The organism is Allobosea robiniae (assembly GCF_900102525.1).
In the GTDB taxonomy this organism is placed as follows: Bacteria; Pseudomonadota; Alphaproteobacteria; order Rhizobiales; family Beijerinckiaceae; genus Allobosea; species Allobosea robiniae.
The window spans coordinates 223,777-243,318 of record NZ_FNBZ01000003.1 but is presented as its reverse complement, the minus strand read 5'-3'; the positions used below and the strand labels follow the sequence as shown (position 1 = coordinate 243,318).

At 67.3% G+C, this 19,542-nt stretch carries 15 protein-coding genes; 12 read left to right on the top strand and 3 right to left on the bottom strand.

The window, feature by feature from the left end; genetic code table 11:
- Positions 1 to 3: 3 nt before the first annotated feature.
- Both BLQ70_RS10045 and BLQ70_RS10040 read right to left on the bottom strand, forming a co-directional pair.
- Positions 4 to 1,188, bottom strand: coding sequence for an extracellular solute-binding protein (locus BLQ70_RS10045; RefSeq protein WP_061970662.1), 1,185 nt, complete (start codon positions 1,186 to 1,188; stop codon positions 4 to 6).
- The gene (locus BLQ70_RS10040) at positions 1,188 to 2,249 is read right to left on the bottom strand and encodes a LacI family DNA-binding transcriptional regulator (protein ID WP_091856851.1); all 1,062 of its coding nucleotides are present in this window, start codon (positions 2,247 to 2,249) and stop codon (positions 1,188 to 1,190) included. Before BLQ70_RS10040 ends, BLQ70_RS10045 begins: the two co-directional genes overlap by 1 nt.
- A 238-nt stretch (positions 2,250 to 2,487) precedes the next feature.
- Here BLQ70_RS10040 and BLQ70_RS10035 point away from each other — a divergent pair, with 238 nt between their 5' ends.
- The 9 genes from BLQ70_RS10035 to BLQ70_RS10000 all read left to right on the top strand — a co-directional run bounded on the left by BLQ70_RS10035 (position 2,488) and on the right by BLQ70_RS10000 (position 13,067).
- Entirely contained in the window at positions 2,488 to 4,143 is a 1,656-nt protein-coding gene (locus tag BLQ70_RS10035) for an MFS transporter (protein WP_244511974.1), read from the top strand.
- Between the two features lie 289 nt (positions 4,144 to 4,432).
- The gene (gene kdpF, locus BLQ70_RS10030) at positions 4,433 to 4,522 is read left to right on the top strand and encodes a K(+)-transporting ATPase subunit F (RefSeq protein WP_091856849.1); all 90 of its coding nucleotides are present in this window, start codon (positions 4,433 to 4,435) and stop codon (positions 4,520 to 4,522) included.
- A 29-nt stretch (positions 4,523 to 4,551) separates the two neighbouring features.
- A complete protein-coding gene (gene kdpA, locus BLQ70_RS10025) occupies positions 4,552 to 6,255 on the top strand; it encodes a potassium-transporting ATPase subunit KdpA (RefSeq protein WP_091856848.1) in 1,704 nt (567 codons plus the stop codon).
- 10 nt (positions 6,256 to 6,265) lie between these two features.
- Positions 6,266 to 6,436, top strand: a complete 171-nt coding sequence (locus tag BLQ70_RS25605; RefSeq protein ID WP_170843368.1) for a hypothetical protein — start codon at positions 6,266 to 6,268, stop codon at positions 6,434 to 6,436.
- Positions 6,437 to 6,468: 32 nt separating this feature from the next.
- Entirely contained in the window at positions 6,469 to 8,526 is a 2,058-nt protein-coding gene (gene kdpB, locus BLQ70_RS10020; RefSeq protein ID WP_091856847.1) for a potassium-transporting ATPase subunit KdpB, read from the top strand.
- 11 nt (positions 8,527 to 8,537) lie between these two features.
- On the top strand, positions 8,538 to 9,143 hold the full coding sequence (locus BLQ70_RS10015) for a K(+)-transporting ATPase subunit C (RefSeq protein ID WP_091856846.1): 606 nt from the start codon (positions 8,538 to 8,540) through the stop codon (positions 9,141 to 9,143).
- 52 nt (positions 9,144 to 9,195) lie between these two features.
- Positions 9,196 to 11,904, top strand: a complete 2,709-nt coding sequence (locus tag BLQ70_RS10010; RefSeq protein ID WP_091857130.1) for a sensor histidine kinase — start codon at positions 9,196 to 9,198, stop codon at positions 11,902 to 11,904.
- A complete protein-coding gene (locus tag BLQ70_RS10005) occupies positions 11,901 to 12,593 on the top strand; it encodes a response regulator (RefSeq protein ID WP_091856845.1) in 693 nt (230 codons plus the stop codon). The genes BLQ70_RS10010 and BLQ70_RS10005 overlap by 4 nt, the downstream gene beginning before the upstream one ends.
- A 27-nt stretch (positions 12,594 to 12,620) precedes the next feature.
- On the top strand, positions 12,621 to 13,067 hold the full coding sequence (locus BLQ70_RS10000; RefSeq protein ID WP_091856844.1) for a PTS sugar transporter subunit IIA: 447 nt from the start codon (positions 12,621 to 12,623) through the stop codon (positions 13,065 to 13,067).
- Here the strand turns inward: BLQ70_RS10000 and BLQ70_RS09995 are convergent.
- Positions 13,040 to 14,047: a LysR family transcriptional regulator gene (locus BLQ70_RS09995; RefSeq protein WP_091856843.1), complete on the bottom strand. Its 1,008-nt coding sequence runs from the start codon at positions 14,045 to 14,047 to the stop codon at positions 13,040 to 13,042. The genes BLQ70_RS10000 and BLQ70_RS09995 overlap by 28 nt on opposite strands.
- A 109-nt stretch (positions 14,048 to 14,156) precedes the next feature.
- Here BLQ70_RS09995 and BLQ70_RS09990 point away from each other — a divergent pair, with 109 nt between their 5' ends.
- The 3 genes from BLQ70_RS09990 to BLQ70_RS09980 all read left to right on the top strand — a co-directional run bounded on the left by BLQ70_RS09990 (position 14,157) and on the right by BLQ70_RS09980 (position 19,499).
- Positions 14,157 to 14,993, top strand: a complete 837-nt coding sequence (locus BLQ70_RS09990) for an alpha/beta hydrolase fold domain-containing protein (RefSeq protein ID WP_091857129.1) — start codon at positions 14,157 to 14,159, stop codon at positions 14,991 to 14,993.
- A 61-nt stretch (positions 14,994 to 15,054) separates the two neighbouring features.
- On the top strand, positions 15,055 to 16,242 hold the full coding sequence (locus BLQ70_RS09985; RefSeq protein ID WP_244511973.1) for an efflux RND transporter periplasmic adaptor subunit: 1,188 nt from the start codon (positions 15,055 to 15,057) through the stop codon (positions 16,240 to 16,242).
- Positions 16,243 to 16,319: 77 nt separating this feature from the next.
- A complete protein-coding gene (locus BLQ70_RS09980) occupies positions 16,320 to 19,499 on the top strand; it encodes an efflux RND transporter permease subunit (RefSeq protein WP_091856841.1) in 3,180 nt (1,059 codons plus the stop codon).
- The last annotated feature ends 43 nt before the right edge of the window (positions 19,500 to 19,542 follow it).

The window sequence follows — 19,542 nt, the reverse complement described above, 5'->3', positions numbered from 1 at the left end:
GCTTCAAGGCCTTGCCTTCTTCCCGGCGATCTCTCGATCCCATTTCTCGAACATCGTCACCAGAGGCTTTGCGTCGAGCGGCGGTTCGGTCGGGTTGTTCGCGATCATATCGGCATATTCCGGCCGGCCGAACTTGGCGATCGTCTCCTGGCTGTCCTTCGGCGCCATGTCGATGGTCACGCCGTGGATGGACGGGCCGGGATACATGTAGCCGTGGTCGTACATGTAGGCCTGCTGGGCCGGTTCCAGCAGATAGGCCATCAGCGCCAACGCGACATCGAGCTTCTCGCCGCTGACGCCCTTCGGGATCGCCATGTAGTTGGCGTCGCCGACCCAGTGGAAGCCCTTCAGCGTCGCCACTTTGAAGTTCTCCGGCACGATGCCGAGATAGCGCGGATTGATGTCCCAGCCGGTGGTGGTGGCGATGATGTCGCGCGAGCCGTCGCCGAGCTCCTTCATCGTCGCGGTGGTGCCGGACGGGTAGTACTCGACGCAGTCGTTCATCTCCTTGAGATAGGCCCAGGTCTTGTCCCAGCCCTTGACCGGATCCTGCGGGTCCTTGTCGCCGAGCAGATAGGGCAAGCCCATCACGAAGGTGCGCCCCGGCCCCGAATTCGCCGGGCGGGCATACATGAAGCGGTTGGGATGCGCCTTGCACCAGGCCAGCAGTTCCTCGGCCGTCTTCGGCATGTCCTTGACCTTGGCCGGGTCGTATTCCAGCAGCGGCCCTGACGGATACCAGTCGAGCACCATCGCCTGGCCGCGCGCCATCTTCTGCATCGCATAGGCGCCGGGGATGTAGAGCTTGTCCAGCGCGGGAAAGCGGTCGGCATATTTGGGGAAGATCTCGAGCCAGAGATTCTGCTCCATGCCGGCCGCGAGCGCGTCGTTGCCGGTCAGCACGAAGTCGATGTCGACGCGCCCGGCCTGCTGCTGCGCCTTGAGCTTGCCGGCGAGCTCCGGCGCCGTCGCCTTGGTGAAGATGAAGCGCGCGACGAGATCGGGATGCTCCTTCTGGAACTTCTCGATCGCGGGCTGGCTGATCTGCAGGTCGCCGGCGACGTCGATGACGCTGATCGTCAGCGGCGCCTTGGGTTTGGGCAGGGCCGGTTTCGGCTGGGCCTCGGCCGCAAGCGGGCCGAGCCCGATCAGCGCCGCCGCTGCGGCTAGGATTGACCATCGTGACATCACGTTCTCCCTCTTTGGTCGGTTGATCTGCGCCTGTTCCCGGCGGATGGGGATCGCCCGGGTATCGCCTCCCCGGTCGTGACCGGGCCGGTGCTTTCGCGCTGGACGAGGCGGGTTGGGATGATCTGGCAAGCGTCGCGCTTCTCGCCGGTCTCGATGATCTCCAGCAGCAGTTCGACGCCGGCCGCGCCGGCATCAGCGCAATGCGCATCGATCGTGGTCAGTGGCGGATAGGTCGTGACGGCCAGCACGTCGTCGAAGCCGACGATGCTGAGGTCGCGCGGGATGACGATGCCGCGCGCGCTCAAGCCCGCGACCAGCCCCTGCGCGACGATGTCGTCGAAGGCGATGGCGGCACTGACACCGGCTGCGAGCAGGCGCTCGACCGCCGCCTGGCCGGCCTCGTAGGTCGGCCGGTAGGCCGGGATCGCCAGTTCCTCGATGCCGAAGCGTTGTGCTGCCGCCATCGCGGCCTGCTCGCGCTGCTGGTTCGCCCAGGACGCAGCCGGGCCGCCGACATAGGCGATGCGGCGATGGCCAAGCGCGAAGAGATGCGTAATCGCCATCTCGATGCCGCCGCGCACGTCGATGAGCACGCGCGGAACGCCGGCGATGTCGCGGTTGATCAGCACCGTCGGCTTCTGGCCGGCATGGAAGCGGATGCGCGCCTCGTCGAGGCGGGGCGACGCGACGACGAAGCCGTCGACCTGCGGCGCCAGCTTCGCCAGCAGGCGGTCCTCACGATCGGGCGTTTCGTCGGAATCGCCGAGGAACACCGCATAGCCCAGTGCGTCGGCTCGCGCCTGCGCGGCACGGATGAGCGGCGGGAAGAACGGGTTGGCGATGTCCGGCACCAGGAGCGCGATGGTGCCGAAGCGCCCGGTGCTGAGCGCCCGCGCGATGCGGTTGGGGACATAGCCCAGTTCGTCGGCGATCCGCCTGACCTGCTCGACGACGGCCGGCGTCAGGAGATTGGGCCGGGTGAAGGCGCGCGACACGGTCGCCCGCGACACACCAGCCTTCGCCGCGACATCTCCGATCGTGATCGAGCCCCGTGTCATCGCTTCATGCAACCGGTTGCACGGCATCCTGTCAAGTGAGCGTCAATCATCGCAGCGCGCTGCTGGCATACGGCATGCTTGTTTTTGGGCGCGCCTGCTCCAGCTTGCCTGACAGGGAACATCCGTCTCCCTGCAGGTCGTCCATGCCGGAAAATCAGGCCTCCCAAGTGAAAATCATGACATAAGATTCCGGAATCACGCTCGGAACCAAGGCCGGCGGCCAGGAGCAGACGTCGGAATGAGCCGAGTCATGGATGCGCGGAAATCCGCGGCGGGTGCCGGGCCGTTTGCGCCTCTCAGGAATGTCACGTTCCGGGCGATCTGGCTTGCCGGGCTGATCTCCGGCCTGGGGTGGCTGATCCAGACCATCGCCATGAGCTGGCTGATGGCAACCATCACCCCGTCCAGCGTCATGGTTGCGCTGGTCCAGGCCGCGACGAACCTGCCCGCCTTCATCCTGTCGATCTTCGCCGGCGCCATCGTCGACAATTTCAATCGCCGCAAGGTGATGCTGATGGCCCGGTCCCTGATGACCGTGACCGCCGTCGCGCTGACGATCCTCGTCGCGCTGGGCATGATCAATCCCTGGATTATCCTGTTCTTCAGCTTTCTCGCCGGCTGCGGCATCGCTTTCAACGATCCGGCCTGGCAGGCCTCGGTCGGCGATATCGTCGATCGCAAGGATCTTGCGGCGGCCGTGACGCTGACCTCCGTCGGCTTCAACACCGTGCGCAGCGTCGGGCCGGCGCTCGGCGGCATCATCCTGGCGAGCTTCGGCCCGCTCACGGCCTTCTGCCTCTATACGCTCGGCCATCTCGCGCCGCTGGCCGTCGTCTGGCGTTCGCGCTGGAAGGTGCCCGTCTCGCGGCTACCGCCCGAAGCGATGCTGACGGCGATCTCCGACGGCATCCGCTTCACCTCCCTCTCATCGGAGATCAAGACGGCGCTTGGGCGCGGCTTCCTCTTCGGCTTCGCGGGCATTGCCATCCTCGCCCTGCTGCCCCTGGTGGTGCGCGACCAGCTCAAGCAGGGCGCCATCGCGTACGGCACCCTGATGGCGGGCTTCGGCGCAGGCGCGCTGCTGGCCGGCCTCGCCTCGACGACGCTCCGGCGCAAGCTCTCGGACGAGCAGATGCTGAAGCTGGCCTGCACGGCTTGCGCGACCTGCACGCTCTGTCTTTCGCTGACGCAGAGCCCGGCTCTCGCGGCTATCGCGCTGATGCTCGGCGGCGCCGGGTGGGTCCTTGGCTGGTCGGGCCTCAGCATCAGCGTGCAATGGGCGAGCCCGCGCTGGGTCGTCGGCCGGACGATCTCGCTCTATTACGCCCTCACCTCGCTCGGGCTGGCTGGCGGGAGCTGGCTCTGGGGCATGGTCACCGAAAGCTATTCGCTGGGTTTCGCCTTGCAGGCCTCGACCGCGGCATCCCTGGGCGTCGCTCTTCTCGGCTTTCTCCTGCCCATCCATCAGCGCAAGGATTCCGATGTCTCGACGCCCGACAGCTTCGAGGCCCCGACGCTCGGTCTTGACCTGAAGCCGCGCAGCGGGCCGATCGCCGTCAAGATCGAGTATCGGATCGCCCCCGATCAGGTCGAAGCCTTTCTCACCCTGATGCAGCAGCGCCGGCGTGCGCAAGGGCGCAACGGCGCGCGCCGCTGGATTCTGACCCGCAACCTGCATGACGTCACCGTCTGGACCGAGACCTTCCGCACGCCGACATGGCACGACTATCTGCGCTTCAACTACCGCCGGACTGCGGTCGACACGACGCTGAATGACAGCCTTGTCGATCTGCATCAGGGGGATGGCGCACCGGAGGTGACCCTCTCGATCGAACGCCCCACCGCCGTGCCGCGAAAGCCCGGCATCTTCCGGTCCGACACGCCTCACGGCTGAAGCCTGTGCGTCCGCAGGGCGCGCCGAATTCCTATAAAATTCCTATTCTGCAACGCCGCGCGCCGTCTCGAACGGCTATGCCGCGAGCACGATAATCCCACCCATGGTCGATCCGCTCGCACCCTCGCCTTCCACGCAAAGGTGGGCCCCCCGCGCCTCGACCCATCGGTAACGCCCGGTCGAAAGGACCACGGCAATGGATATCGCCATGCTCGCGCTCGCGCTCGGCTTCTTCGGAGCCGCGCTCGCCTATGTCTCGGCCTGCAACGCGCTCTGAAGGAGCCCACCCATGTTCGTCGATTATCTCCTCGGCGGCGCGGTGACTGCGGTCCTGCTCGCCTATCTCACCTATGCGCTGCTGCGCCCCGAGCGCTTCTGAGCGCCGGCGCGAGCTGAGAAAGCCATCCCATGACACTCTTTGGCTGGATCCAGATCCTGGTCTTCTGCGCGATCGTGCTCGCCTTGGTGAAGCCGCTCGGCAGCTACATCACGCGCGTCTTCAAGGGCGAGCGCACCTTCCTCTCGCCCGTGCTCGCGCCGGTCGAACGCGGGCTCTATGCGCTCGCCGGCACGCATGAGCGCGAGGAACAGCACTGGAGCGCCTATGCGGTCGCCCTGCTGCTGTTCAACCTCGCGGGCCTGCTGCTGCTTTACGGGCTGCAGCGCTTCCAGGGCCTGCTGCCGCTGAACCCGGACGGCATGGGCGCGGTTGCGCCCGACCTCGCCTTCAATACGGCGGTGAGCTTCGTCACCAACACCAACTGGCAGGGCTATGGCGGCGAGAGCACCATGTCCTACCTGACGCAGATGCTCGGCCTGACCGTGCAGAACTTCGTCTCGGGCGCGACCGGCATCGCCATCGCCATCGCGCTGATCCGCGGCTTCGCCCGCGCCTCGGCCCAGTCGGTCGGCAGCTTCTGGGTCGACCTGACCCGCGCGACGCTCTATCTGCTGCTACCGCTCTGCATCCTGCTGACGCTCGCTTATGTCGCCCTGGGCGTCCCGCAGACGCTCGACCCGTCCGTGACGGCGACAACGCTCGAAGGCGCACAGCAGACCATCGCCCGCGGCCCGGTCGCCTCCCAGCTCGCGATCAAGATGCTCGGCACCAATGGCGGCGGCTTCTTCAACGCCAACTCGGCCCACCCGTTCGAAAATCCCGACGCCATCTCGAATCTGATCCAGATGGTCTCGATCTTCGCGATCGGCGCCGCGCTGACCAATGTCTTCGGCCGGATGGTCGGCAACGAGCGCCAGGGCTGGGCGATCCTCTCCGCCATGGGCGTCCTGTTCATCGCCGGCGTCGCCATCTGCTATTGGGCCGAGGCTGCCGGCAACCCGCTGGTCCAGGGCCTCGGTCTCCAGGGCGGCAATCTCGAGGGCAAGGAGATGCGCTTCGGCATCCCGCTCTCCGCCCTCTTCGCCGTCGTCACCACCGCCGCCTCCTGCGGCGCGGTCAACGCCATGCATGGCAGCTTCACCGCACTCGGCGGCATGATCCCGCTGATCAACATGGAGCTCGGCGAGGTCATCGTCGGCGGCGTCGGCGCCGGTTTCTATGGCATCGTGCTCTTCGTCGTGCTGGCGATCTTCGTCGCCGGCCTGATGGTCGGCCGCACGCCGGAATATCTCGGCAAGAAGATCGAGGCCCGCGAGGTCAAGATGGCGATGCTCGCCATCCTCTGCCTGCCGGCCGGCATGTTGGTCTTCACCGCGATCGCGGTCGTGCTCCCCGGTGCGGTGGCGTCGGCCGGCAATAGCGGCCCGCACGGCTTCTCCGAGATCCTCTACGCCTATACCTCGGCGGCGGCGAACAATGGCTCGGCCTTCGCCAGTCTCTCGGCGAACACGCTCTGGTACAACACGACGCTCGGCATCACGATGCTGGTCGGCCGCTTCCTGGTCATCATTCCGGCGCTCGCCATCGCCGGATCGCTCGCCGCGAAGAAATCCGTGCCAGCCTCGGCCGGCACCTTCCCCACAGACGGCCCGCTCTTCGTCGGCCTGCTCGTCGGCGTCATCCTGATCGTCGGCGGCCTGACCTTCTTCCCGGCGCTGGCCGTTGGCCCGATCGTCGAGCATCTCGCGATGCTCGCCGGCCAGAGCTTCTGAGGAGGCCGCCATGGCAAGCTGCCTGCGCCAATTGCGCCGCGACGCCGTCCATCGTGACGCCGCCTCGCGAGAAACGGACAGGGCGCCGCCGCGCCCTGCCACCATCATCCTCGGCCTGACGGTCGCGCTATTCCTCGTCCTGCTGCTCGTCCGGGCGCTCGCCGGCCTCGTCGCCGCCTGAGCCGGACCCGACACCCTCCGCTGGAGCCTCTTATGAGCCCGTCCAAATCCGCGAGCCTGATCGACGCCCGGATACTGCTGCCGGCCCTCGCCGACGCCTTCCGCAAGCTCGACCCGCGCAGCCTCGCCCGCAACCCGGTGATGTTCGTCGTCGCCGTGGTTTCGGCACTCACCACCATCCTCTTCGTCAAGGACCTCGCCACCGGAGGCGCCAATCTCGGCTTCTCCTTCCAGATCGTGCTCTGGCTCTGGTTCACCGTGCTCTTCGCCAATTTCGCGGAAGCGGTGGCGGAGGGGCGGGGCAAGGCCCAGGCCGACTCGCTGCGCAAGACCCGCTCTGAGACCGAAGCCAAGCTGCTCTCGGGCGATGACCGCAGCCAGTTCCGGCTCGTTCCGGGCACCTCGCTCAAGGTCGGCGATGTCGTGCTGGTCGAGGCCGGCGACATCATCCCCTCCGATGGCGAGGTGATCGAAGGCGTCGCCTCGGTCAACGAGGCCGCGATCACCGGCGAATCCGCCCCCGTCATCCGCGAATCCGGCGGCGACCGCTCGGCGGTGACCGGCGGCACGCAGGTCCTATCCGACTGGATCCGCGTGCGCATCACCGCCGCCGCTGGCTCGACCTTCATCGACCGCATGATCGCACTGGTCGAGGGCGCCGAGCGCCAGAAGACGCCGAACGAGATCGCGCTCAACATCCTGCTCGCCGGCATGACGCTGATCTTCGTGCTCGCGACCGTGACGATCCCGAGCTTCGCCACCTATGCCGGCGGCTATATCCCGGTCGTGGTGCTGGTCGCGCTGTTCGTGACGCTGATCCCGACCACGATCGGCGCCCTACTCTCGGCCATCGGCATCGCCGGCATGGACCGGCTCGTACGCTTCAACGTGCTCGCCATGTCCGGCCGTGCCGTCGAGGCCGCCGGCGACGTCGACACGCTACTGCTCGACAAAACGGGCACGATCACCCTCGGCAACCGCCAGGCGACCGAGTTCCGCCCCGTGCGCGGCGTCGGAGAGCAGGAACTGGCGGATGCCGCCCAGATCGCCTCGCTCGCCGACGAGACGCCGGAAGGCCGCTCAATCGTCGTGCTCGCCAAGGAGAAATACGCCATCCGCGCCCGCGACATGGGCTCCCTGCACGCGACCTTCGTGCCTTTCACCGCGCAGAGCCGGATGAGCGGCGTCGATCTCGAGGGCTCGCAGATCCGCAAGGGCGCGGTCGATGCCGTCCTGAAATATGTCGAGGGCGCCAGCGCCAAATCCACGCCCGAGACGGTGCGTGAGGTCCAGGCCATCGCCGCCGAGATCGCCAAGGCCGGCGGCACGCCGCTCGCGGTCGCCCGCGACGGGCGTCTGCTCGGCGTCGTCCACCTCAAGGACATCGTGAAGGGCGGCATCCGCGAGCGCTTCACGGAACTGCGCCGCATGGGTATCCGCACGGTGATGATCACCGGAGACAACCCGATGACCGCCGCCGCCATCGCGGCCGAGGCAGGCGTCGACGACTTTCTCGCCCAGGCTACGCCCGAGAACAAGCTCGCGCTGATCCGCGAGGAACAGGCCAAGGGCAAGCTCGTCGCCATGTGCGGCGACGGCACCAACGATGCACCCGCCCTCGCCCAGGCCGATGTCGGCGTCGCCATGAACACCGGCACGGTCGCGGCCCGCGAGGCCGGCAACATGGTCGATCTCGATAGCGACCCGACCAAGCTCATCGAGATCGTCGAGATCGGCAAGCAGCTCCTGATGACGCGCGGCGCGCTGACGACCTTCTCGATCGCCAACGACGTCGCCAAGTATTTCGCGATCATCCCGGCGATGTTCCTGGCCTTCTATCCGCAGCTCGGCGCGCTCAACATCATGGGGCTGCAGACGCCGCAGAGCGCCATCCTCTCCGCGATCATCTTCAACGCGCTGATCATCGTCGCGCTGATCCCGCTCGCGCTGAAGGGCGTGAAGTATCGCGCCGTCGGCGCCGGCGCCCTGCTCAGCCGCAACCTGCTGGTCTACGGGCTCGGCGGCCTCGTCGTCCCCTTCATCGGCATCAAGGCCATCGACATGGCCATCACCGCCATCGGCCTCATCTGAGGAATTCGACCATGCTCAAGCAGATCCGCCCCGCCCTCGTGATGATCGTCGCGCTGACCGTCATCACCGGCCTCGCCTACCCGCTGGCGATGACCGGCATCGCCCAGGCCGTCTTCCCGCGCCAGGCCAATGGCAGCCTGATCGAGAAGGACGGCAAGATCATCGGCTCCAGCCTGATCGGCCAGAACTTCACCAGCGAGCGCTATTTCCACGGCCGCCCCTCGGCGACAGTTGGCACCGACCCGAACGACAGCACGAAGACGGTCGACGCGCCCTATAACGCCGCCAATTCCGGCGGCTCCAACCTCGGCCCGACCAACCAGAAGCTGGTCGATCGGATCAAGGCCGAGACCGAGAAGCTCAAGGCGGAGAATCCCGACGCGCCGGTGCCGATGGAGCTGGTGACCACCTCCGGCAGCGGGCTCGACCCGCATATCTCGCCCGAGGCCGCCTATTTCCAGATCGCGCGTGTCGCCAAGGCCCGCAATGCCGACCCGGCGACGCTCAAGGCCTTGGTCGACACCCATATCGAGCGGCGCAAGCTCGGCTTCATCGGCGAGCCCGTCGTCAACGTGCTCGCGCTGAACCTTGCTCTCGACGGCGCCGCCCAGCGCTGACACAAAGGCCACGGCGGCGCGTCAGGCGCCGCCGCTTTCCGTGCGGACCCGCATGACCATCGCCGACAGCCATCGCGAGACCAGAGGCCGGCCCTCACCGGAGGCGCTGCTGGCGAGTGCCCAGCGCGAAGGTCGCGGGCGCCTGAAGATCTTCCTCGGCGCGGCGCCCGGCGTCGGCAAGACCTATGAGATGCTGACCTCCGGCCGCGCCCGCCGGACCGAGGGGGTCGATGTCGTGATCGGCGTCGTCGAGACCCATGGCCGCAGCGAGACGCAAGCGCTGGTTGACGGTTTCGAGATCGTCCCGCGCCGGCTCGTCGACTACAAGGGCCGCGCGCTCGACGAAATGGACCTCGACGCGATCCTGGCCCGGCGTCCGGCGCTCGTCCTCGTCGACGAGCTCGCTCATACCAACGCCCCCGGCAGCCGCCATCCGAAGCGCCATCTCGATGTCGAGGAATTGCTCGCGCGCGGCATCGACGTCTACACCACGCTGAACATCCAGCATGTCGAGAGCCTGAACGACGTCGTCGCCCAGATCACCCGCATCCGCGTGCGCGAGACCGTGCCGGATTCGATCGTCGACCGCGCCGACGATATCGAGATCATCGACCTGACGCCCGCCGACCTGATCAAGCGCCTCGAAGAGGGCAAGGTCTATCTCGGCAAGACCGCCAAGCGCGCCGTTGCGAACTACTTCTCGCCGGGCAACCTGACCGCGCTGCGCGAACTGGCGCTGCGCCGGACCGCGCAGCGGGTCGACGACCAGCTCCTCAGCCATATGCAGGAACACGCGATCTCCGGGCCCTGGGCGGCGGGCGAGCGCCTCCTGGTCTGCATCGACGACAGCGCCGGGGCGCCCGCCCTGATCCGCCATGCCAAGCGGCAGGCCGACCGGCTGCGCGCCCCCTGGAGCGCGCTCCATGTCGAGACGCCGCAGGCCGCAGCCCTGCCCGAAGCAGCCAAGACGCGGATCGCCAATGCGCTCCGGCTCGCGGCTCAACTCGGCGCCGAGGCCGTCACCTTGCCGGGACAGGATGTGGCCGGCGAGATCCTCCGGCATGCCGCCGCCGGCAACGTCACCCAGATCATCGTCGGCAAGCCGGCCAAGCCGCGCTGGCGCGAATGGCTGAAGCCTTCCGTCTCGCATGAACTGATCAATCGGGCCGGCGATATCGGGGTCCATGTCGTCGCCTTGCGGGAGCAGACAGCGGACGCGGATGCCGGCGTCTCGGCTATCGGCAAGCCCGGCTTCTCGGCCAGGCCCTATCTCGCGGCACTGGCCTATGTCGCGGTCGCGCTCGGCGCGGCCGAACTGCTCAGCCAGATCATGGACCTGCGCAATATCGCGCTGGTCTTCCTGACCGCCGTCCTCGCTTCGGCCGTGACAGCGGGTCTCTGGCCGGCTCTCTTCGCCTCGCTGCTCGGCGCGCTCGCACTGAATTTCTTCTTCATCGCACCGCTCTACACGCTCACGATCGCCGACCCCGAGAACGTCGTCGCGCTCGGCTTCTTCCTGCTCGTCGCCCTGATCGCCTCTAACCTCACCGCCCGCGTTCAGCGCCAGGCCAATGCCGCCCGCCAGCGCGCCCGCACCACCGAGGACCTCTATCTGTTCTCGAAGAAGCTCGCCGGCACCGGCACGCTCGACGACGTGCTCTGGGCCAGCGCCTTCCAGATCGCCTCCATGCTGCGCCTGCGCGTCGTCATCCTGATGCCCGAGGATGGAACGATCGCGGTCCGCGCCGGCTATCCGCCCGACGACACGCTGGTCGATGCCGATATCGCCGCCGCGCGCTGGGCCTGGGAGCATGACCGCCCGGCCGGGCGGGGCGCTGACACCTTGCCCGGCGCCAAGCGGCTCTATTTGCCCCTGCGCACCGGCCGCACCGCGATCGGTGTGATCGGCCTCGACGACGACAAGGATGGCCCGCTGCTGACGCCGGAACAGCAGCGCCTGCTCGATGCCCTGGCCGACCAGGCGGCGGTCGCCATCGAGCGCATCCAGCTCGTCGCCGATGTCGACCGGGCCAAGCTCGCAGCCGAGGCCGACCGCCTGCGTTCGGCCCTGCTCACCTCGATCTCGCATGACCTGAAGACGCCATTGGCCTCGATCCTGGGCGCGGCCGGAACCTTGCGCGACTATCGTCAGGCGCTGCCGGAAGAGGATCGCACCGCCCTGCTCGCGACCGTGATCGACGAATCCGAGCGCCTCAACCGCTTCATCGCCAATCTCCTCGACATGACGCGGATCGAATCCGGCGCGATGGAGCCGAACGCAGCTCTTGTCGATGTCGCCGATGTGGTCGGCAGTGCGCTCCGCCGCGCCGCGAAGATCACCGCCGGCCACCCCATCGAGACCGCTTTGCCCGACGACCTGCCCATGCTCAGGCTCGACCCCGTCCTGTTCGAGCAGGTGCTGTTCAACCTGCTCGACAATGCCGCGAAATACGCCGCCGCCGGCAGCGCCATCGCCATCCGCGCTCGGCAGGACGGCGGCGAGGTTCTGGTGACGGTGACTGACGAAGGACCGGGCCTGCCGCCCACCGATCTCGAACGCGTCTTCGACAGCTTCTATCGCGTCAGGAAAGGCGATCAGGTCCGCGCCGGAACCGGACTCGGCCTCGCCATCTGCCGCGGCTTCGTCGAGGCGATGGGCGGCACGATCACGGCGGCCAACCGGACGGACCGCAGCGGCGCGGTCTTCACCATCCGCCTGCCGGCTGAAAGCCAGCCCAAGCCATTGGAACCACAGACATGACCGCAACGGACACCAAGGTGCTGGTCGTGGACGACGAGCCGGCGATCCGCCGCCTGCTGCGCGTCGGCCTCTCGACCGAGGGCTATGCCATCCGCGAGGCGGCCACCGCGCGCGAAGCGATCGAGCGCATCGCCGAGGACTTGCCCGATCTCGTCATCCTCGATCTTGGCCTGCCGGATATGTCCGGGCAGGAGCTTCTGCAGAAATGGCGCGCCGAGGCGCTCGCCCTGCCGATCGTGATCCTGTCGAGCCGCACCGATGAGGCCGGCATCGTCGGGGCTCTCGAAAACGGCGCCGACGACTATGTCACCAAGCCTTTCGGCATGAAGGAGCTGGCCGCCCGCCTGCGCGTGGCGCTGCGCCACAAGCTCCAGCAGCAGGGCGAGAAGCCGATCTTCCAGACCGGCGAACTCTCGGTCGATCTCGTCAAGCGCATCGTCCGGCTGGGCGATCAGGAGGTGAAGCTCTCGCCCAAGGAATACGACATCCTGCGCATCCTCGTGCAGCATGCCGGCAAAGTGCTGACCCACCAGTTCCTGATGAAGCAGGTCTGGGGCGCCTCGGCCGATGTCCAGTATCTGCGCGTCTATGTCCGGCAGCTCAGACAGAAGATCGAGCGCATCCCCGACCAGCCGCAATACATCACCACCGAGACCGGCGTCGGCTACCGCCTGCGCGAAGCCGAATGAGCCTGCCGCAAGGCATAAGACCTAGCCATGATCCCATCCGACATCATCCGCCCGCGCTCGATCGTCAGGCTCGCCGCCACGAACAAGCCCGCCCTCTTCCGTGCCCTCGCCAGGAAGGCGGCCGAGCAGCTCGACTTGCCCGAAGCCGCGATCCTCGATGCACTGAACCGCCGCGAGGCGCTCGGCTCCACCGGCGTCGGCGGCGGGCTGGCGATGCCGCATGCACCGGTCGAAGGCCTTACCGAGCCGTTCGGCCTGCTGGCCCGATTGGAGAAACCCGTCGCCTATGAGGCGATCGACGGCGCGCCGGTCGATCTCGTCTGCCTGGTGCTGACGCCCATGAATGGCGGCAAGGGCCGTATCGACGCGCTGGCCTGCATCGCAAAACGCCTGCGTCCGGCCGAGATCCGCGAGCGCATCCGCAATGCCGCGGGCGGCGAGGACATCTACGCACTGCTGCTCGAAGAGAGCTGATCGGCTTTCGCGGGGATCGGCATCGCTGGCAGAAGCGATGGCTTGCAACCGGCCGGGAAGCCCGCGCCGCGCGACAGCACGAACTCGTCGCGCGCGAACAGCTCCGCCAGCCAATCGACGAAGACGCGTACCTTGTTGCTGAGGTGCCGGTTCGGCGGATAGACGATGTGCAGCGGCTTCGGCGCCGTGCACCAGTCCAGCAGCAGCGGCACGAGCCGCCCGTCCGCGATCGGCACCCGGGCCATGAAAGTCGGCAATTGCATGATGCCGTGGCTCGCGAGCCCGGCCGCGAGATAGCCCGTGCCGTCATTCAGCGCGATGGTGTAGCGCCCGCTGACCTCGATCGTCTCGCTGCGGTTCTGATAGACCATCGGCAGGATGCGCCCGCCGAGCGCCGGCCGATAGGCGACGATCTGGTGGCCGTCCTCGATATCGCGCGGATGGACCGGCGTGCCGAACCGCGCCAGATAGTCGGGCGTCGCGCAGGTGATGAGCTGCATCTCGCCGATCCGGCGCGCGATCAGGCTCTGGTCGGCGATCTCCCCCGCACGCACCGCGCAGTCGAGGTTCTCCCCGATCAGGTCCGCGGCGCGATCGCTCAGGCCGAGATCGAGCTGGATATCGGGATAGCGCGCATGGAACTCATGCAGCGCCGGGATGATCACCGAGATCGCCAGCGAGGAGCTGCAATCGACCCTGAGCCGCCCGCTCGGCCGCGCCTGCGCCAGCGTGAGGCTGGAATCGAGTTCGGAGAGTTCGTCGAGCAGACGCAATGCCCGCTCGTAATAGGCCGCGCCGTCCATGGTCACGGTCACCCGCCGCGTCGTCCGGTTCAGCAGCTTGGCGCGCAGATGCGCCTCCAATTGCTGGATCAGCTTGGTGACGGTCGGCTTCGGCATGTCCAGAAGATCGGCGGCCCGCGTGAAGGTGCCGGTCTCGACGACCCGCACGAAGGCCCGCATCGCGGCAAGCTGGTCCATATGCCCTCGGATTGTTTCCGTACGTGAATAATGAATGAATGATTAGATCATTTATTCAGGAATGCCGAATCTCTATCTCATGCTGCAACGCAACAGCGAGGGTGCGTCAATGCCCGCGATCGCCGCGCAGAAACTGCAACCGGTCCTCTCCGTCTTCTGGCGGGAGGAAACCCTGAGCGCCCGTGGAGAGAGCTTCACAGGCCGCCTCTACGTTCCCGCCGAGGTCCCGGATAATGCCGGGCTCGTGCTGCATCTGCATGGCGGCCACTTCAACAGCGGCTCGCCGGCCGAAGGGCAGGCCGTCGCCACAGCTTTGACCGAGGCCGGCGCGGTCGTGTTCTCGCTCTCCTATCCGCTCGCCCCGATCAAGCGCTTCCCCGAGACGTTGGAGCGCATCTATGCAGCGCTCGAGGCTCTTGCCAGGGGGCGCAATCGCTGGGCGACGCGCGGCGCGCCGCTCTACATCGCCGGCGAGGAAGCCGGCGGCAACCTCGCCGCGGCGCTCGCCATGATGGCGCGCGATCGCGGCGGCCCGACGCTCGCTGGCCAGATCCTGTTCTCGCCGATGCTCGACGCCTGCCTTGGCACGGCCTCGCTGCGCGGCGTCCAGGCCGGCCCGGTCGGCTGCCGCTGGGCCGATGGCTGGGCCGACTATCTCGGCACGCCCGAGCGCGCCGCTCATCCCTACGCGGCGCCGCTCCAGGCGACACGTCTCGCCGGCCTGCCGCCGGCCCTGCTGATCAGCGGGCAGGACGACCCGATGCGCGACGAAGCCGCGCAATATGCCGACCGTCTCGGCCAGGCCGGCATCGCCGTCCGCCATGTCGAGTTCAGCGCGCCGACGCGCTGGCCGCAGGCCTATGCGGATGCGGCCGAGGAAGGCTCCTGTCTCTGCCAGAGCTGCGGCGAGATCGCCGCCTTCTATGAACGGACCGCGCCCTCCTAGCGCTCCCCTCTTTCGAACACCCCCAGCATTTCCAAGGAAGGACCGACCCATGATTCCGGGAATGAACCGTCGTGGCCTTTTGGCCGGCCTCACCGCCTCCGTCGCATTGACCGCTGTCACGGTCTTTGCCCTGTCCGGCACGCATGCCCAAGGCGATACCGCGCCCGCAGCGGCAACCGCCATCCCCGTCTCCGTCGCGACCGTCGAAGCCCGCGAGGTCGTGCCCTGGGCCGAGTTCTCCGGCCGGCTGGAAGCGATCGAGCGCGTCGAACTGCGTTCGCGCGTCGCTGGCGTCGTGGAGGCCGTGCATTTCCGCGAGGGCAACCTCGTCAAGCAGGGCGACCTGCTCGTCAGCATCGACCAGGCACCCTATCTCGCCGATCTCCAGCGGGCCGAGGCGCAGGTGCAAGGCGCGAAGGCACGGGTCGCACTCGCCGAGAGCGAGAACGAGCGCGGCCAGCAGTTGCTGGCAACCCGCAACCTCTCCCAGCGCGACGTCGATACCCGCGTGAACAACCTGCGGGAGGCGCAGGCCAATCTCCAGGCCGCCGAGGCCGCCCGCCGCACGGCGCAGCTCAACCTCGACTATACCCAGATCCGTGCCCCGATCAGCGGCCGCATTGGCCGGCTCGACGTCACCGTCGGCAACCTGATCGCGGCCGGCGGGCAGGTCCTGACCTCGCTGCTCTCGGTCGATCCGATCTATGCCGCCTTCAATGCCGACGAGCGCAGCGTGCTCGATGCGCTGGCCTCACTGCCAGAGGGTTCGCGAGCGCTGGAGCAGATTCCGGTCAGGCTGACCACGGCGACGGCGCAGGCCGCGCAGTTCAGCGGCAAGCTGCATTTCGTCGATAACGGCATCGACAGCGCCAGCGGCACGGTCAGGGTGCGCGCCCGGCTCGACAACCCCGACGGCAAGCTGATGCCCGGCCAGTTCGTCCGGGTCCAGCTCGGGCAGGCCAAGGCCGAGCAGCAGCTCGTCATCAACGAGCGCGCGGTCGGCACCGACCAGAACAAGAAGTTCGTCTTCGTCGTCGGCGACGACGCCAAGGCAGCCTGGCGCGAGGTCTCGCTCGGCGCCGCCCATGACGGCCTGCGCGTCGTCACGGCTGGGCTGAAACCCGGCGAGCGCATCGTCGTCAACGGGCTGCAGCGCGTGCGGCCCGGCGCGACGGTCGCACCCGAACCGGTGCCGATGGCGCAGAAGAGCGAACTGAAGAAGCCCGCAACCGAACTCGCGCAACGCTGACATCAACGATCGGCTGCGGATGCCGCGAGGCGGGCCCGCAGCCGCAAGCATAAGCCGCTCGAAAGGGGGCGCTACCCATGAACCTCTCGAAATTCTTCATCGACCGGCCGATCTTCGCGGCGGTCCTCTCCGTCCTGATCTTCCTGGCAGGGCTGCTCTCGATCAGGGCCCTGCCGATCTCGGAATACCCGGAAGTCGTCCCGCCGACGGTCGTCGTGCGGGCGCAATATCCTGGCGCGAGCCCGCGCGTGATCGCCGAGACGGTGGCGACGCCGATCGAGGAGCAGATCAACGGCGTCGAAGGCATGCTCTACATGTCGAGCCAGGCGACGACCGACGGCGTCATGACGCTGAACGTCACCTTCCGCCTGGGCACCGACCCGGACAAGGCCCAGCAGCTCGTCCAGAACCGCGTCAGCCAGGCCGAGCCGCGCCTGCCCGAGGAGGTACGCCGGCTCGGTGTCACCACGGTCAAGAGCTCGCCCGACCTGACGATGGTGGTGCACATCACCTCGCCGAACGGCCGCTATGACATGACCTATCTGCGCAATTACGCGGTGCTGAACGTCAAGGATCGGCTCGCCCGCATCGACGGCGTCGGCCAGGTCCAGCTCTTCGGCTCCGGCGATTACTCGATGCGCGTCTGGCTCGACCCGCAGAAGGTCGCCGAGCACGGACTATCGCCCGGCGATGTCGTGCGCGAGATCCGCGCCCAGAACGTCCAGGCCGCGGCCGGCGTCATCGGCGCCTCGCCGAATGCTCCGGGCCTCGACCTGCAGCTTTCGGTCAACGCGCAAGGCCGCCTCCAGAACGAGGAGCAGTTCGGCGAGATCATCGTCAAGACCGCAGCCGACGGCGCGGTCGTCCGGCTGAAGGACATCTCCCGCATCGAGCTCGGCGCTGCCGACTATGCCCTGCGCTCGCTGCTGAACGGCAAGTCGGCCGTCGCCGTGCCGGTCTTCCAGGCGCCGGGCTCGAACGCCATCGCGATCGCCGACCGCGTCCAGGAGACGATGCGCGAGATCAAGCAGAACATGCCGGAAGGCGTGGACTACTCGATCGTCTACGACACCACCCAGTTCGTCCGCGCTTCGATCAAAGCGGTGATCTCGACGCTGTTGGAGGCGGTCGCGCTCGTCGTGCTCGTCGTCATCGTCTTCCTGCAGACCTGGCGCGCTTCGATCATCCCGCTCGTCGCCGTACCGATCTCGGTCGTCGGCACCTTCGCGGTGATGTATCTCCTCGGCTTCTCGATCAATGCGCTCAGCCTGTTCGGGCTGGTGCTCGCCATCGGCATCGTCGTCGACGACGCCATCGTCGTGGTCGAGAATGTCGAGCGCAATATCGAGAACGGGCTCGCCCCACGCGAAGCGACCTACAAGGCGATGCGCGAGGTCTCCGGCCCGATCATAGCAATCGCGCTGGTACTCGTCGCCGTCTTCGTGCCGCTCGCCTTCATCTCCGGCCTGACCGGCCAGTTCTACCGGCAGTTCGCGCTGACCATCGCGATCTCGACGGTGATCTCGGCGATCAACTCGCTGACGCTGTCGCCGGCTCTCGCTGCGCTGCTGCTCAAGGGCCATCATGCCCCCAAGGATGCGCTGACGCGGGCCATGGACAAGCTGTTCGGCTGGTTCTTCCGCGCCTTCAACCGCTTCTTCCATCGCTCGTCGGAAGCCTATGGCGGCGGCGTGCGCCGGGTGATCTCGCATCGCGCGGTGATGCTCGCGGTCTATGTCGTGCTCCTCGGCCTCACCGGCGTGCTGTTCAAGGCGGTGCCGTCGGGCTTCGTGCCGGGCCAGGACAAGCAGTATCTCGTCGGCTTCGCGCAGTTGCCGGATGCCGCGACCCTCGACCGGACGGAGGACGTCATCCGCCGCATGGACGAGATTGCGCTGAAGCACCCAGGCGTCGAGAACGCGATCTCCTTCCCCGGTCTCTCGATCAACGGTTTCACCAACTCCTCCAACTCCGGCATCGTCTTCGTCGCCCTGAAGCCCTTCGACCAGCGCAAGGACCCGGCGCTCAGCGGCAACGCCATTGCGATGCAGCTCAACAAGGAATTCGCAGGCATCAAGGAGGCCTTCATCGCGATGTTCCCGCCGCCGCCCGTGCAGGGCCTCGGCACGATCGGCGGCTTCAAGCTGCAGATCGAGGATCGCGCCGGCCTGGGCTATGCGGCGCTCGACGAGGCGACCAAGGCCTTCATGGCCAAGGCGGCGACCGCGCCCGAGATCGCCGGCCTGTTCTCGAGCTTCCAGGTCAACGTCCCGCAGCTCTATGCCGATATCGACCGCACCAAGGCCCGCCAGCTCGGCGTGCCCGTGACGGAAGTGTTCGACACCTTGCAGACCTATCTCGGCTCGACCTATGTCAACGACTTCAACCGCTTTGGCCGCACCTATACCGTGCGCGTCCAGGCCGATGCGCCCTTCCGCGCCCAGCCCGAGCATATCGGCCAGCTCAAGGTGCGCTCGACGACGGGAGAGATGATCCCGCTCAGTGCGGTGCTCAATGTGCGCACCGATTCCGGCCCGGAACGCGCCATGCGCTATAACGGCTTCCTCTCGGCCGACATCAATGCCGGCGCGGCTCCGGGCTTCTCGTCGGGTCAGGCGCAGGAAGCGGTGGAGCGCATCGCGAAGGAGACCCTGCCCAAGGGCTTCGCCTTCGAATGGACCGAGCTGACCTATCAGGAGATCCTGGCCGGCAACTCGGCGGTGATCGTCTTCCCCGTCGCGATCCTGCTCGTCCTGCTGGTGCTGGCTGCCCAGTACGAGAGCATGACCCTGCCGATCGCGATCCTGCTGATCATCCCGATGGGCCTGCTGGCGGCGCTGACCGGCGTCTGGCTCTCGGGCGGAGACAACAACGTCTTCACCCAGATCGGCCTCGTCGTACTGGTCGGACTATCGGCCAAGAACGCCATCCTGATCGTCGAATTCGCGCGAGAGCTCGAATTCGAAGGCAGGACGCCGGTCGAGGCCGCGATCGAGGCCAGCCGCCTGCGCCTGCGTCCGATCCTGATGACCTCGCTCGCCTTCGTCATGGGCGTGGTGCCGCTGGTGATCTCGACCGGGGCCGGCGCCGAGATGCGGCAGGCGATGGGCATCGCGGTCTTCGCCGGCATGATCGGCGTCACCGCCTTCGGCATCTTCCTGACGCCGGTCTTCTACGTGCTGATGCGGAAGCTCGCGGGCAACCGCCCGCTCGCCCGGCATGATATCGAACAGCCGGTCTTGCAGGCTGCCGAGTAAGCCCAAGCAATGAGAGAGAAAACCGCCACCGGCCGGAGGCGGT